At 71.1% G+C, this 14,004-nt stretch carries 10 protein-coding genes; 1 reads left to right on the top strand and 9 read right to left on the bottom strand.

Going from position 1 to position 14,004, the window contains the following annotated elements:
- Window positions 1–66: 66 nt before the first annotated feature.
- From ABZZ20_RS29925 to ABZZ20_RS29885, 9 genes are all read right to left on the bottom strand, one after another.
- Window positions 67–1,266: a pseudouridine synthase gene (locus tag ABZZ20_RS29925; RefSeq protein ID WP_356874906.1), complete on the bottom strand. Its 1,200-nt coding sequence runs from the start codon at window positions 1,264–1,266 to the stop codon at window positions 67–69.
- The gene (gene scpB / locus ABZZ20_RS29920; RefSeq protein WP_356874904.1) at window positions 1,266–1,895 is read right to left on the bottom strand and encodes an SMC-Scp complex subunit ScpB; all 630 of its coding nucleotides are present in this window, start codon (window positions 1,893–1,895) and stop codon (window positions 1,266–1,268) included. Before scpB ends, ABZZ20_RS29925 begins: the two co-directional genes overlap by 1 nt.
- The gene (locus ABZZ20_RS29915; protein WP_356874902.1) at window positions 1,892–2,938 is read right to left on the bottom strand and encodes a segregation/condensation protein A; all 1,047 of its coding nucleotides are present in this window, start codon (window positions 2,936–2,938) and stop codon (window positions 1,892–1,894) included. The genes scpB and ABZZ20_RS29915 overlap by 4 nt, the downstream gene beginning before the upstream one ends.
- An 871-nt stretch (window positions 2,939–3,809) precedes the next feature.
- Entirely contained in the window at window positions 3,810–4,310 is a 501-nt protein-coding gene (locus tag ABZZ20_RS29910; protein ID WP_356874900.1) for a hypothetical protein, read from the bottom strand.
- The gene (locus ABZZ20_RS29905) at window positions 4,295–5,332 is read right to left on the bottom strand and encodes a ParA family protein (protein WP_356874898.1); all 1,038 of its coding nucleotides are present in this window, start codon (window positions 5,330–5,332) and stop codon (window positions 4,295–4,297) included. Before ABZZ20_RS29905 ends, ABZZ20_RS29910 begins: the two co-directional genes overlap by 16 nt.
- A 448-nt stretch (window positions 5,333–5,780) precedes the next feature.
- Complete coding sequence (ald, locus tag ABZZ20_RS29900) at window positions 5,781–6,896, bottom strand: alanine dehydrogenase (protein WP_356874896.1); 1,116 nt, start codon at window positions 6,894–6,896, stop codon at window positions 5,781–5,783.
- 152 nt (window positions 6,897–7,048) lie between these two features.
- Window positions 7,049–9,094: a tetratricopeptide repeat protein gene (locus ABZZ20_RS29895; protein ID WP_356874894.1), complete on the bottom strand. Its 2,046-nt coding sequence runs from the start codon at window positions 9,092–9,094 to the stop codon at window positions 7,049–7,051.
- Between the two features lie 187 nt (window positions 9,095–9,281).
- The gene (locus tag ABZZ20_RS29890) at window positions 9,282–9,911 is read right to left on the bottom strand and encodes an NUDIX hydrolase (RefSeq protein WP_356874892.1); all 630 of its coding nucleotides are present in this window, start codon (window positions 9,909–9,911) and stop codon (window positions 9,282–9,284) included.
- 76 nt (window positions 9,912–9,987) lie between these two features.
- Window positions 9,988–11,625 carry a CTP synthase gene (locus tag ABZZ20_RS29885; protein ID WP_356874890.1) on the bottom strand — a complete coding sequence of 546 codons (1,638 nt, stop codon included), beginning with the start codon at window positions 11,623–11,625 and terminating at the stop codon, window positions 9,988–9,990.
- Window positions 11,626–12,122: 497 nt separating this feature from the next.
- Between ABZZ20_RS29885 and ABZZ20_RS29880 the strand changes: the two genes are divergently transcribed.
- Window positions 12,123–13,928: a glycoside hydrolase family 15 protein gene (locus ABZZ20_RS29880; RefSeq protein ID WP_356874888.1), complete on the top strand. Its 1,806-nt coding sequence runs from the start codon at window positions 12,123–12,125 to the stop codon at window positions 13,926–13,928.
- The last annotated feature ends 76 nt before the right edge of the window (window positions 13,929–14,004 follow it).

Raw genomic sequence — 14,004 nt, 5'->3', positions numbered from 1 at the left:
GTCCGGGCAAGCGAAGAGCCCGCAGTGCACGGGGCACTGCGGGCTCTGCACGGCCGGGAGCGATCGCTACAGGCCGACCTCACGCATCAGCATGCCGACCTCGGTGTTGGTCAGGCGGCGCAGCCAGCCGGACTTCTGGTCACCCAGCTCGATCGGGCCGAAGGAGGTCCGCACGAGCTTCTCGACCGGGAAGCCGGCCTCCGCCATCATGCGGCGGACGATGTGCTTGCGGCCCTCGTGGAGGGTCACCTCGACCAGGTAGTTCTTGCCGACCTGGTCGACGACGCGGAAGTGGTCGGCGCGGGCGTAGCCGTCCTCCAGCTCGATGCCGTCCTTGAGCCGCTTGCCGATCTCGCGCGGCAGCGGACCGGTGATGGCAGCGACGTACGTCTTCTTCACGCCGTACTTCGGGTGCGTGAGGCGGTGGGCCAGCTCGCCGTGGTTGGTGAGCAGGATGATGCCCTCGGTCTCCGTGTCGAGCCGGCCGACGTGGAAGAGACGGGTCTCACGGTTGGTGACGTAGTCACCGAGGCACTGGCGACCGTCCGGGTCCTCCATGGTGGAGACGACCCCGGCGGGCTTGTTCAGCGCGAAGAACAGGTACGACTGGGTGGCCACCGTCAGGCCGTCCACCTTGATCTCGTCCTTCGGCAGGACGCGCTTGCCCTGCTCCAGCACGATCTCGCCGTTGACCTCCACGCGGGCCTGCTCGATGAGCTCCTCGCACGCGCGGCGCGAACCCATGCCGGCACGCGCGAGCACCTTCTGCAGGCGCTCGCCCTCCTGCTCGGCACCCGGGAAGGTCTTCGGGGTCTTGATCACGGGCTTGTCGGCGTACCGGTCGCGCACGCGCTCCTCGATCCGCGCCTCCAGCTCGCGCGGGCGGGACTGGCCGCTGCGGCTGCCCGGACCGCGGCGCGGGCCGCCGGCCCCGCCGACACCGGGGGTCTTGGAGGTCTTGGGGCCGCCCTTGGCACCGCCGCGCGCAGCCGCGCCACGGGCACCGCCGGATCCGCCCCGGCCGCCGTCCGCCGCACCGCGGGCACCGCCGCCGCCGGCCTTGGGGCCGCCGCGTCCGCTGCGCTCGCCCTCGGGGCCGACGTCGTAGCGGCGCTCCTCGGGGCGCGGGCGACGGGGACGCTGGGCGCCCTGGTTGTCGTCCCGCGAGTTGCCGGAGCCGGAGCCGCCGCGGTAGTTACCGCGTCCGCCGCCACCACCGCTGCTGTTCCTGTTGCCGCCGCCGTTGCCGTTGCCGCTGCTTCGCATCAAAGTTCCGTCGTCTTGTCGTCTTCATCGGTATCCGGTGCGTCCGGATCGAACGACGGAACACCCTCTTGCGTCTCGGCTTCGATCGCGTCCGCCTCGGGGAGGAAGGGCGCGAGCTCCGGGAGCTCGTCCAGGCCTCGCAGGCCCATCCGCTCCAGAAAGTAGTTCGTCGTCCTGTACAGGATCGCACCTGTTTCGGGTTCCGCGCCCGCCTCGGCCACCAGACCGCGCTGGAGCAGGGTCCTCATGACCCCGTCACAGTTCACTCCGCGCACCGCCGAGACCCTCGAACGGCTCACCGGCTGGCGGTACGCGACCACCGCCAAGGTCTCCAGTGCGGCCTGCGTCAGCCGGGCCTGCTGACCGTCCAGGACGAAGCGCTCGACGGCGCCCGCGTACTCGGCCCGGGTGTAGAAGCGCCAGCCACCGGCGACGAGCCGCAACTCGAAGCCCCGCCCCTGGCGGGTGTACTCGTCGGCCAGCTCGCGCAGGGCGTCGGCGACCTCGCGCGGAGTGCGCTCCAACACCTTCGCGAGGTGCGCCTCGGTCGCGGGCTCGTCCACGACCATGAGGACGGCCTCCAGGGCGGGCTTCAACGCCGTCCCCGCCGGCTCTGCGACGTCCGTCATTCCTTGACCTCCACGATCTGGTCGAACTCGTCCGTCACCGTCGGCATTCCGTCGCCGTCCCCACCGCTCCAGCGCACGGTGAGGGTCTTCAGGGCGTCCTCCTGGTCGAGGACCACCGCCTTCTCCCGGTACAGCTCCAGGAGGGCCAGGAAGCGCGCGACCACGGTGAGGGTGTCGTCCGCGTCCTCGATGAGCTCCTGGAAGGTGGCCTCGCCGCGCGCCTTGAGCACCGCGACCACCACGGCCGCCTGCTCCCGCACGCTGACCAGCGGTGCGTGGATGTGGTCCACGTAGACCTGGGGCTTGGCCTTGGGCTGCATGGCCTTGACCGCCAGCCGGGCGAAGCCCTCGGCACCGATGCTGATGACGACCTCGGGGAGGAGCTCGGCGTGGTGGTCCTCCAGGCCCACGGTGCGGGGGTAGCGCTTGTCCTCGTCCTCGGCCCGCCGCTCGAAGATCTCGGCGATCTGTTTGTACGCGCGGTACTGGAGCAGCCGGGCGAAGAGCAGGTCGCGGGCTTCGAGCAGGGCGAGGTCGGCTTCGTCCTCGACCTCGGCCGCGGGCAGCAGCCGGGCGGCCTTGAGGTCCAGCAGGGTGGCTGCGACCACCAGGAACTCGGTGGTCTGGTCGAGGTCCCAGTCGGGGCCCATGGCACGGATGTGCGCCATGAACTCGTCGGTGACCTTGGAGAGCGCGACCTCGGTGACGTCGAGCTTGTGCCGGGAGATCAACTGGAGGAGCAGGTCGAAGGGGCCCTCGAAGTTGGCGAGCCGCAGTGTGAACCGCCCGTCACCGTCCGCGCGGGCCGCGCCCGGCTCGGCCGGGGCCTCCCGGCCCGGCGCTGCGTCCCCTTCCAGCCCGCCAGGGGGCCTCTCGGCGGGCGGGGAGCCGGTGGCGGGCTCCGCGACCCCTCGGGCCTGCGTACGCGGCCCAGCGGGCTCGTCAGGGCCTCGGGGGGCCGCTCCCGCCGGAGCGGCGGGAACGCCCGGTCCGCGGCCCAGGCTGCGGCGGGCGGGGCGGCCGGGTTCGGGGGGAGGGGGCATTGCGGTCCAGGGTGGTGCGGAAGGGGTGGCGGTACGGCCGGAGCCAGCCCCAAGGCTGCCACGCTTTCCACCCCCCGAACCCCCGGGACCCGCCCGACGGGCAAGGGGGCGGGCCCTGCGGGCCGGGATCGGGGGTGCCGCCCGCGGGCAAGGGGGGCGAGGCCCGCGGGCCGGAAGCGGACTGCCGCCCGGCGGCCCACGGGGGCGGGCCCTGCGGGCCGGAGCCGGAGATGTCGCCCGGCGGGCAAAGGGAGGGGATGCACGGGCCGGGAGCCAGAACATCCCGACCGGCGGGTTCCCGAACCGCAGGCCCGGGAGCCCGCCCTCCCCGGCTTCCGACCGCCGGTTGCGGGCCCTGAGGTCGACTGGGGCACCGGTCTACTACGGGTGGGAGGGCCCACCGGCCGCAAAGCCCCCTGCACGTCGGCATCGGCACCGGTCGCGACAGATCACGGTCACTGCACGCCCAAGGAAAGCACCGGTCACTACGGGTGGGAGGGCCCACCGGGGGGGATCGCCCCGACAGGTCGGTCACAACGGCGGTCACAGCGGGTAGGCGGGGCGGGACGTTCGTGAGGGCGTCTTGGCCTGCGGGCATAACGACCCGCAGGCCGCATCCGGCAGCAGGCCCGGCGGGCATGGGCGGCTGGGCCCACCCGCGGGGACCACCCCGCATCCGACCGCCACCGCCCCGCCGAAGCCAGGCACACCACCACCGCGCAGCGAACCGCCACGGCCCTGCCGAAGCCGGCGACACCACCACCCTGCGGGGGGGGGGGCGAACACCGCCCCGCCGAAGCCCGGCAGACCACCGCCCGGCCCAAGCCGGCGGCAGACGACCACCGCCCCACCGGAGGCGGCCCGGAAGGGGTCAGCGGCCGCGGAGCCTGCGGACCAGGATGCTCGCGTCGCCCCGGGATTCGAGGTCCGCCAGGACCACCGCCACCGCCTCGCGGACGATGCGTCCGCGGTCGACGGCCAGCCCGTGTTCCCCGCGCAGCACCAGCCGCGCGTGCTCCAGGTCCATGAGCTCCTCGGCGGAGACGTAGACCGTGATCTTCTCGTCGTGCCGTTCCCGCCCGCTGGGCCGGCGGTTCGCCCCCCGGCCCTGGCCCTTCCCGCGCCGGACCTCCGGAGCGGTGGAACTGACAGAACCTTCCTGCGGGCGCCGGGGTGCTCCCACCACCGGCTCCGTACCGGCTGCGGCCTCCCGGCTGCGCCCCTCACCCGCCGTGCCCTCCACCGACGCCGCCGCGTGTTCCGCGCCGGGCGTCTCCTCCGATCCCCGCCTCGGCGAGGACGACTGCAGTGCCATCCCCCCGGTCGTGCGGAACAGTTCGTCGGCTCCGGGCAGACTCACTCGGCGTGACACCGGGCGAGCACCTCCCTGGCCAGCTGGCGGTAGGCGGCGGCCCCGACGGAGTTGGAGGCGTACGTGGTGATCGGCTCGCCGGCGACCGTGGTCTCCGGGAAGCGCACCGTCCGGCCGATGACCGTGTGGTAGACGTGGTCGTCGAAGGCCTCGACGACGCGCGCCAGCACCTCGCGGCTGTGCACCGTACGGGAGTCGTACATCGTGGCGAGGATGCCGTCGAGCTCCAACTCGGGGTTGAGCCGCTCCTGCACCTTCTCGATGGTCTCGGTCAGCAGCGCCACACCGCGCAGTGCGAAGAACTCGCATTCCAGGGGGACGATGACCTTGTGAGCGGCCGTCAGGGCGTTCACGGTCAGCAGGCCGAGCGAGGGCTGGCAGTCGATCACGATGTAGTCGTAGTCGGCCAACAGGGGCTTCAGTGCCCGCTGGAGCGTCGATTCGCGCGCGACCTCGCTGACCAACTGCACTTCGGCGGCGGACAGGTCGATGTTGCTCGGCAGCAGGTCCATGTTGGGGACCGCCGTCTTGAGCAGCACCTCGTCGGCCGACATGCCCCGCTCCATGAGCAGGTTGTAGACCGTCAGGTCGAGTTCCATCGGGTTCACGCCGAGGCCCACGGACAGTGCGCCCTGCGGGTCGAAGTCGACGAGCAGCACACGGCGCCCGTACTCGGCGAGTGCGGCGCCCAGGTTGATGGTCGACGTGGTCTTGCCCACGCCGCCCTTCTGGTTGCACATCGCGATGATCTTCGCCGGACCGTGGTCGGTCAGCGGACCCGGGATCGGGAAGTACGGCAGCGGCCGTCCGGTCGGGCCGATCCGCTCACGGCGCTGGCGGGCAGCGTCGGGGGCGAGAGTGGCCGCGTACTCGGGGTCGGGCTCGTACTCCGCGTCGGGGTCGTAGAAGTGCCCTTCGGGCACCTGGTCGTAGTCGGCGAAACCAGTGGGCGTGTCGCCGCTCCGGTCGCCGGCCCTGGAGTTCACGTCTAGGCCGTCCATGCTCTTTTGGGGCGTCGTCATGTGCTGGTGGTTTGCGAAGGTGCGGACTGCGACGGAGCCGACAGCTTCGAGCCCGGCGGGTCCTTGGCCCCGGTCAGGCGTCCCTGCTCGACCACCCCCAGGAGCAAATGTCGACTCATTCACAAGTCGTCTTACCTCCTCGGACGTGACCAGGACACTTATCGATAGGTCAGCGTGGCACCATGCCGACGGTTGGCGACTCTATGGCGTGTCACCACTCAGCGGCAACACAATCCGTCGGACCGGCAACGATGTGTCGGCAACCGAACACCACTCTGTCAAGGGCGTCCGGCCTGTCGCGGTGAAGTTTCGCAGGTGTGCGAATGGGTTAAAGGGTTACGTTCGAGGCGAGTTGAACGGCGACCGCCCTTACCACGCAAACGCGTCCGGCCGGACCTTGGGGCAAGGTCCGGCCGGATACGTGAGATTGACGTCAGTCGTTGACGCTTCAGCCGAGCAGCGTGCTCAGCTCAAGGGTCTCCAGGCCGTGGGCCTCGGCAACGGGACCGTAAACGACCTGTCCGTCATGGGTGTTGAGACCCAGCGCGAGCGCGGGGTCGCGACGCAGCGCCTCGACCCAGCCGAGGTTCGCGAGCTGCACGATGTAGGGCAGCGTGGCGTTGGTGAGCGCGTAGGTGGAGGTGTTCGGCACCGCGCCCGGCATGTTGGCGACGCAGTAGAAGACCGAGTCGTGGACCTTGAAGGTCGGCTCGGCGTGGGTGGTCGGACGGGAGTCCTCGAAGCAGCCACCCTGGTCGATCGCAATGTCGACAAGGACACTTCCGGGCTTCATCTTGGCGACGAGCTCGTTGGTGACCAGCTTCGGGGCCTTCGCACCCGGGATCAGCACCGCGCCGATGACGAGGTCGGCCTCGACGACGGCCTTCTCCAGCTCGAAGGCGTTGGAGACGATCGTCTTGATCTTCGTGCCGAAGATCTTGTCCGCCTCGCGGAGCTTGTTGATGTCGCGGTCCAGCAGGGTCACGTGGAAGCCCATGCCGATGGCGATCTGCGCGGCGTTCCAGCCGGAGACGCCACCGCCGATGACCACGCACTCGCCGGCGTGGGTGCCGGGGACACCGCCGGGGAGCACGCCGCGACCGCCGGCCGAGCGCATCAGGTGGTAGGCGCCGACCTGGGGGGCCAGCCGGCCCGCGACCTCGGACATCGGGGCGAGCAGCGGGAGCGCACGGTTGGCGAGCTCGACCGTCTCGTACGCGATGGCGGTGGTGCCGGACTCCAGCAGGGCGTCCGTGCACTCGCGGGAGGCCGCCAGGTGCAGGTACGTGAAGAGGGTCTGGTCCTTGCGGAGACGGTGGTACTCCTCCGCGATGGGCTCCTTGACCTTCAGCAGCAGGTCCGCGGTCTCCCAGACTTCGTCGGCCGTACCGAGGATCTCGGCTCCGGCGGCGACGTACTCGGCGTCCGTGATCGAGGAGCCGACACCGGCGTTCTGCTCGATGAAGACCTGGTGGCCGTTGCGGACCAGCTCATGCACGCCGGCGGGCGTGATGGCGACCCGGAACTCGTTGTTCTTGACCTCGCGGGGGATGCCGACCTTCATCGTCGATCACGGTCCTTGGCTCAGGGGATATTACGGGGCACTTCCATACATACCCGCCCACAAGAACGCGCAACGGGATGCACCACGGAATGTCGTGGTGGAGCCAGTCTAATGAAGGATGAGTCGCTGTCTAGCCTTGCAAACCAATAATCTCAGTCGGAACCACTACGGATTTCGCAGGCTGCGGGGTCGTCTCCCAGCAGTCTCTCGGCTGCCGAGCGGTGCAGCCGTGCGGCGGCCGGGTCACCGAGCCGGTCAAGGGTGTCGGCCAGCCGCACCTGGAGGGCGGCCTGAAGGCGCAGGTCTGCGGCCTTGCGTGCGAGCTCCACCGCCTCGCGGCAGGTGTGCAACGACTCCTCGGGCCGCCCTGCGTACTCCTGGATTCGCGCCATCTCACTCAATGCCTTTGCCTGGCCCGGCACATCGGCCAGCTTCCGGTAGCCCGCGGCGGCGGCCCGCCAGCTGCGCAGCGCGTCCCCGTAGCGGCCTGCGTACGTGTGCACGTTGCCCAGCCGTCCGTACAGCCGGGCCTCGTCCGCCCGTTCCCCCCGCGCGAGGGCCTGGGACAGGGCCCGGCCGAACCAGTCGGCGGCCCGGTGCCAGTCCGCGAGCTCCTGGTACGCACCGCCTACGGATTCCATCGCGCGGCCGGTCGCGTACGGATCGTTGGCCGCCCTCCCCGCGTCCAGCGCCGCCCGGTAGCGCTCCAGCGCCTCCTGGGTCCGGCCGGTCTCGGCGTCCAGATCGGCCAGGTTCAGCAGGGCCGCGGCCTGCTCCCGGTACAGGTTGCGCCGCTCGGCCACGTCCAGCACCAGGCGGTGCAGGCCGTACAGCTCGGGGGCGGCCTCGGCGGTGCCGCGGTGCTCGACGAGGGCCCGTACGAGCGCGGCGACCAGGCGACGGGCCAGCGTGTCCAGTCCGCCGTCGGCCACGGCCAGGGAAGCGGACGCGGACAGCGCGGGCAGACGGGTGTCGAGCCAGGTGGCGGCGGCCCGCCGGTCGGGGAAGCGCAGCGCGCGCGGGAGACCGTCGAGCTTCTCCCGCGCGTCCTCCGCGTCGTCCTCGGCCATGACCCGACACGAGTGCAGCAGCCGTACGGTGCGCTCCAGCATCCGGGCCCGGGCCAGTTGGACCTCGGCGGGGCGCTCCTTGGTCTCCAGCAGGGTCTGGAGCAGCGGTGCGATGCAGCCGGGCAGGAGGAAGAGCCCGTCGGGGGCGTGACGGACGAGGCCCAGTCCGGCGAAGTCCTCCAGGGTGGACTGGGCCGCGGCCACCGAGCAGCCGGCGAGGGCGGAGGCGGTGTGCGAGTCGATCACGCCGGCGGGGGCGAGCGGCAGCAACCGCAGGGTCCGCTGGGCGGGCTGCGGAAGGGACTCGTAGACGAGTCGGAAGCCGCGGTCGAGCGGACTGCTGGTACCCGGGGGCATGTCGTGCAGTTGCTTCGCCACGTCGGCGACGGCGGCCTTGGGGTGCGCGGCGAGCCATCCTCCGACCAGGGCCAGCGCGGCGGGTTGCCCTACGCACTCCTCGGCGAGGGTTTCGGCGGCACGCGGGTCGGCGGTGACGCGGGTGTCGCCGATGAGCTGGGCCAGCATCGCGACGGCGGAGGGGGTGTCCAGCCCGCCGAGGGTGCAGGGGCGTACGTCCGGAATTCCGGTGAGGGGCCCCTCGGCGGTGATGACGACCAGGCACTCGGGGGTGTCCGGTAGCAGGGCGTCGACTTGGTAGGGGTCGACTGCGTCGTCGACCAGGACGATCACCTTCCGCCCGCCGAGGGCGGCGCGCAGGGTGGAGCTGAGCTCGTCCTCGGCGGCGCCGGGCGGGGTGGGGTGCCCGAGCCCTTCCAGCAGGGTCCGCAGGGCGCGCTCGGTCGCGACGTTCTCCCCTCCGGGGGAGGTCAGCCGGACCTTGAGCACCCCGTCGGGGTAGTCGGCGGCGACCTCGCGGACGAACGTCTCGGCGAGGGCGGTGCGGCCGGATCCGGGACGGCCGGCGATGAGGAGCACCCGCGCCCGGGGGGACTTGGCCTTGCGGCCGGAGAGGGTGTCGAGCCCGGTCCGCGCGATGTCCTCGCGCAGCTCCTTGAGCTCACGCCGCCGCCCGACGAAATCCGTCACGGATCCGCTCCTCTCCCTGCCTTCGGGTTGCGAGCGTAGTTCACGCAGAGCGACGACCCGTGTGGAGCGCGGCGGGCACATCGCCCGATCGGATCAGCCGATGGTCACACCACCGGCCCCCGCAGGTCCCGGCCACGGAACGGCCGCCTCCGCCGGGCCCGTCGCGCACACCGGTGGCCCGCCCGCACCGCCGCCCGCCGGGAACCGCCCGGGCCGCCCTCCGGGCCGCCGCTGCGGATCTCCCCCGGGCCTCCAGCCCTGCCGTCGGCTACGCCTCGTACGGGCGGGCCGGCCAGGGGGCCGAAGAGGGGCGCAGCGCGTCCAGGCCCTCCGGGGCGGCAAGGGCCGCGGTCAGGGCCAGGGCCCCCGTGACCAGGCCCGGGTTGGCGAACTCGCCGGCCAGGATGCCGCGGACCAGCTCTTCGAGCGGGACCCGGGCGATCTCCATGTCCGCTTCCTCTTCGGAGGCCTCGTACCGCTCCCCGTCGGCCTCCGAGAGACCGCGGGCCAGGAAGACCCTGATCGCCTCGTCCGATCCGCCGGGGGAGGCGAAGAAGTCCGCCAGCACCCGCCAGTCCTCCGCCTTGACGTGGGCCTCCTCGTACAGCTCCCGCTGCGCGGCGTGCAGCGGGTTCTCACCGGGAACGTCGAGCAGCCCCGCCGGCAGCTCCCACAGCTTCCACCGCACCGGGTGCCGGTACTGGCGCAGCACCAGGACCCGGCCTTCCTCGTCGAGCGCCAGTACGCACACCGACCCGGGGTGGACCTGGTAGTCACGACGCACCACCGACCGGTCGGGCATCCGTACCTGCTCGGAACGGACCGCCGTCTTCGCCCCCTCGAACGGCGTCCGGGAGGCGATGACCTCCCACGATTCCTGTGTGTCTGCGATGCCCATGAGCAGTACCTTCCCGAGAACGTGACAGCCGGGGCACGATCCGTGCCCCGGCTGTCTACGTTATGCGGTCAAGCCGTCACTTGGCCGACTGCTGGCGCTCCACCGCGGCCTTGATCAGGCCCGCGAAGAGCGGGTGCGGGCGCGTCGGGCGCGAGCGCAGCTCCGGGTGGGCCTGGGTGGCCACCAGGTAGGGGTGCACCTCGCGCGGGTACTCGACGTACTCGACGAGCTTGTTGTCCGGGGAGGTGCCGGAGAAGACGAGGCCCGCCTTCTTCTCCAGTTCGCTGCGGTAGGCGTTGTTGACCTCGTAGCGGTGACGGTGGCGCTCGTCCACGTACGCCTGGTCGCCGTAGACCTCGCGCACGATCGAGCCCTCGGCGAGCTTCGCCGGGTACATGCCCAGGCGCATGGTGCCGCCCAGGTCGCCCGCGCCCTCGACGAAGGCCAGCTGCTCCTCCATGGTCGAGATGACCGGGTGCGGGGTGGAGGCGTCGAACTCGGTGGAATTGGCGTCCTCGATGCCGGCGAGGTTGCGCGCGGCCTCGATGACCACGCACTGCAGGCCCAGGCACAGGCCGAGCAGCGGGATCTTGTTCTCGCGGGCGTAGGTGATCGCGCCGACCTTGCCGTTGACACCGCGGTCGCCGAAGCCGCCGGGCACGCAGATCGCGTCCACGTCGTCGAGCTGCGCCGCGGCACCGGCCGGGGTCTTGCAGTCGTCGGAGGTGACCCACTTGATCTGCACGCGGGCCTTGTTGGCGAAACCGCCGGCGCGCAGCGCCTCGGTCACCGACAGGTACGCGTCGGGCAGGTCGATGTACTTGCCGACGAGCGCGACCTTGACCTCGTGGTCGGGGTTGTGGACGCGGTCCAGCAGGTCCTCCCAGACGGTCCAGTCCACGTCGCGGAACGGCAGGTCGAGCTTGCGGACGACGTACGCGTCGAGGCCCTCGGTGTGCAGCACCTTCGGGATGTCGTAGATCGACTTGGCGTCGATCGCCGCGACGACGGCCGCCTCGTCCACGTCGCACATGAGCGAGATCTTGCGCTTGATGGAGGTGGGGACCTCGCGGTCGGCGCGCAGCACGATCGCGTCGGGCTGGATGCCGATGTTGCGCAGGGCCGCGACCGAGTGCTGGGTCGGCTTGGTCTTCAGCTCGCCGGAGGGGCCGATGTAGGGCAGCAGCGAGATGTGCACGACGAACACGTTGTCGCGGCCGACCTCGTGGCGGACCTGGCGGACGGTCTCCAGGAACGGCAGCGACTCGATGTCGCCGACGGTGCCGCCGACTTCGGTGATGACGACGTCGACGTCGTCGGTCGCCATGCGGCGGATGCGGTGCTTGATCTCGTTGGTGATGTGCGGGATGACCTGCACGGTGTCACCGAGGTACTCGCCGCGCCGCTCCTTGGCGATGACCGTCGAGTAGACCTGACCGGTGGTGACGTTGGCCGAGCCGTCGAGGTCGACGTCGAGGAAGCGCTCGTAGTGACCGATGTCCAGGTCGGTCTCGGCGCCGTCGTTGGTGACGAACACCTCGCCGTGCTGGAACGGGTTCATCGTGCCCGGGTCGACGTTCAGGTACGGGTCGAGCTTCTGCATCGTGACCCGCAGGCCGCGCGCCTTGAGCAGGGCACCCAGGCTGGAGGCCGTCAGGCCCTTGCCGAGGGAGGAAGCGACACCCCCGGTGACGAAGATGTGCTTGGTCGTCATGGATTTGGGCGGCATCGCCAAGAGGGGGCTCCCGTGGTCGCGAAGTGAGGTGCGTCCGGCGCCGGCCACCGTCGAACCGGAGGGTCTCAGGGGGCGCCGAAGCTGCGGTTTCGGGGCTCCTGATTCGCACAGGCAGACCACCGGTCCACGGGGTACCAGCCTATCAGCGCCCGGGCCGGTCCGCCTCCGGCCACGCGGCGCTACGGCCCCTCGACCCTGCGCCACCACCGCGCCGCGGCCGGTCACGCCGGCTTTCGCCCAGGTCACCCGTTTGGTCGACCCACATTGTTCCGGGTCTTAAGGAGATCACTAGGGTGCCGTCATATCCTGCTCGAATATCGCTTCACATCGCCGCCGAGCAGTCCGACATACGGCGCCACCCGGCCGTATCCGGAATCATGAGCTCAGTGCGGGGATCCACACCCACGGGAGACCGCGCAACCGCGCAATGCAAGCGCCCTTCGGGGCGGACGTGGCCGTTCGACTGGAGATGCAACGTGTCCGGGCGCATCGAGGATTACGCACTGATCGGGGACATGCAGACCGCCGCGCTGGTCTGCCGGGACGGATCGGTGGACTGGCTGTGTCTGCCGCGTTTCGACTCCCATGCCATCTTCGCGAGCATCCTCGGTACCGAGGATCACGGCTTCTGGCGTATCGGCCCGGCCTTGCCCGGAGGCGACGGAGCCCTGCGCGCCGACCGCCGCCGCTACCGGGGCGACTCGCTGATCCTGGAATCGGAGTGGGACACACCGCGCGGTACGGTCCGCGTGATCGACTTCATGCCGCCCCGCGAGGACCACGCCCCGCAACTCATCCGCATCGTGGAGGGCGTCAGCGGGCGCGTCCCGATGCGCTCGACGCTGCGCATGCGGTTCAGCTACGGGCGGGTCGTCCCCTGGGTGCACAAGGTGGACGGGCGCACCGTCGCCGTCGCCGGCCCGGACTCGGTCTGGCTGGACACCGACGCCCAGACGTACGGCAAGGACCTGACGACCTACTCCGACTTCACCGTCGGCCCGGGTGACCAGGTGGCCTTCTGCATCAGCTGGCAGCCCTCCCACAAGAGCGCCCCGGAGGCTCCCGACGCTCCGGGGGCCCTGGAGGCGACCACCGCGTTCTGGCGCGAATGGGTCGACCACTGCACGTACCACGGCCCTTACCGCGAGGCGGTGGTCCGCTCCCTGATCACCCTCAAGGCGCTCACGTACGGCCCCACCGGTGGCATCGTCGCCGCGCCCACCACCTCCCTGCCGGAGGAGATCGGCGGGGTCCGCAACTGGGACTACCGCTACACCTGGCTGCGCGACGCCGCCATCACCCTCTCCTCGCTGCTGCGCACCGGCTACCGCGAGGAGGCCCAGGCCTGGCGCGAGTGGCTGCTGCGCGCGGTCGCGGGCGACCCGGAGAACCTGCAGATCATGTACGGGATCGCCGGCGAACGGGAGCTCGGCGAGACCGAGCTGGATTGGCTGCCGGGGTACGAGAACTCCCGCCCGGTCAGGGTCGGCAACGGCGCCGCGCACCAGCTCCAGCTGGACGTGTACGGCGAGGTCACCGAGGCCCTGCACCTGGGCCACATGACGGGTCTGGCCCGCAACGACTACGCCTCGGTGCTCCAGCTGAAGCTGATCCGCTACCTGGAGGCCCATTGGGACCAGCCGGACGAGGGCATCTGGGAAGTGCGCGGCCCGCGCCGCCACTTCGTGCACTCGAAGGTGATGGCCTGGGTGGCCGTGGACCGGACGATCAAGCTGATCGAGAGCGGGGACGCGGACGGCCCGCTGGATCGGTGGCGCGAGCTGCGCGACGAGATCCACCAGGACGTGTGCGAGAAGGGCTACGACAAGGAACGCAACACCTTCACCCAGTCCTACGGGTCGAGGGAGCTGGACGCCTCCCTGCTGCTGATTCCGCAGATGGGCTTCCTGCCGCCGGACGACAAGCGGGTCATCGGCACCATCGAGGCGATCCAGCGCGAGCTGTCCACGTCCGACGGGTTCATCCTGCGCTATCCGACGACCGGCGAGGAGGCCGGCGTGGACGGTCTGGAGGGCGACGAGGGGGCCTTCCTCGCCTGCTCGTTCTGGATGGCCGACGACCTGGCGATGATCGGCCGGGTCGACGAGGCCCGCAACCTCTTCGAGAAGCTGCTGTCGCTCCGCAACGACTTGGGGCTGCTGGCGGAGGAGTGGGACCCGAGGCTCCAGCGGCAGGTCGGCAACTTCCCGCAGGCGTTCAGCCACGTCCCCCTCATCGACACGGCCCTGCGGCTGACGGCGAGCGGGGCGTACGGGGGCTGACCCGGCGGGACCCGGCGGGACCCCGCCGGCCGCTCCGCCGCGCCCGGCAGGAGGTGTCCGCCTACGCTGGAATGGT

It is taken from the genome of Streptomyces sp. NPDC006430, from assembly GCF_040612395.1.
Classification (GTDB): domain Bacteria; phylum Actinomycetota; class Actinomycetes; order Streptomycetales; family Streptomycetaceae; genus Streptomyces.
Note: the sequence above shows the minus strand (reverse complement) of the source record. Positions and strands in the feature narration are given on the sequence as shown.

Excerpts from the sequence above, each read along its gene's own strand:
- ABZZ20_RS29905 (WP_356874898.1), bottom strand. The coding sequence starts at position 5,332 with ATGACGACGCCCCAAAAGAGCATGGACGGCCTAGACGTGAACTCCAGG.
- ABZZ20_RS29885 (WP_356874890.1), bottom strand. The coding sequence starts at position 11,625 with ATGACGACCAAGCACATCTTCGTCACCGGGGGTGTCGCTTCCTCCCTC.
- ABZZ20_RS29925 (WP_356874906.1), bottom strand. The coding sequence starts at position 1,266 with ATGCGAAGCAGCGGCAACGGCAACGGCGGCGGCAACAGGAACAGCAGC.
- ABZZ20_RS29895 (WP_356874894.1), bottom strand. The coding sequence starts at position 9,094 with ATGTGCCCGCCGCGCTCCACACGGGTCGTCGCTCTGCGTGAACTACGC.
- ABZZ20_RS29890 (WP_356874892.1), bottom strand. The coding sequence starts at position 9,911 with ATGGGCATCGCAGACACACAGGAATCGTGGGAGGTCATCGCCTCCCGG.
- scpB (WP_356874904.1), bottom strand. The coding sequence starts at position 1,895 with ATGACGGACGTCGCAGAGCCGGCGGGGACGGCGTTGAAGCCCGCCCTG.
- ABZZ20_RS29915 (WP_356874902.1), bottom strand. The coding sequence starts at position 2,938 with ATGCCCCCTCCCCCCGAACCCGGCCGCCCCGCCCGCCGCAGCCTGGGC.
- ald (WP_356874896.1), bottom strand. The coding sequence starts at position 6,896 with ATGAAGGTCGGCATCCCCCGCGAGGTCAAGAACAACGAGTTCCGGGTC.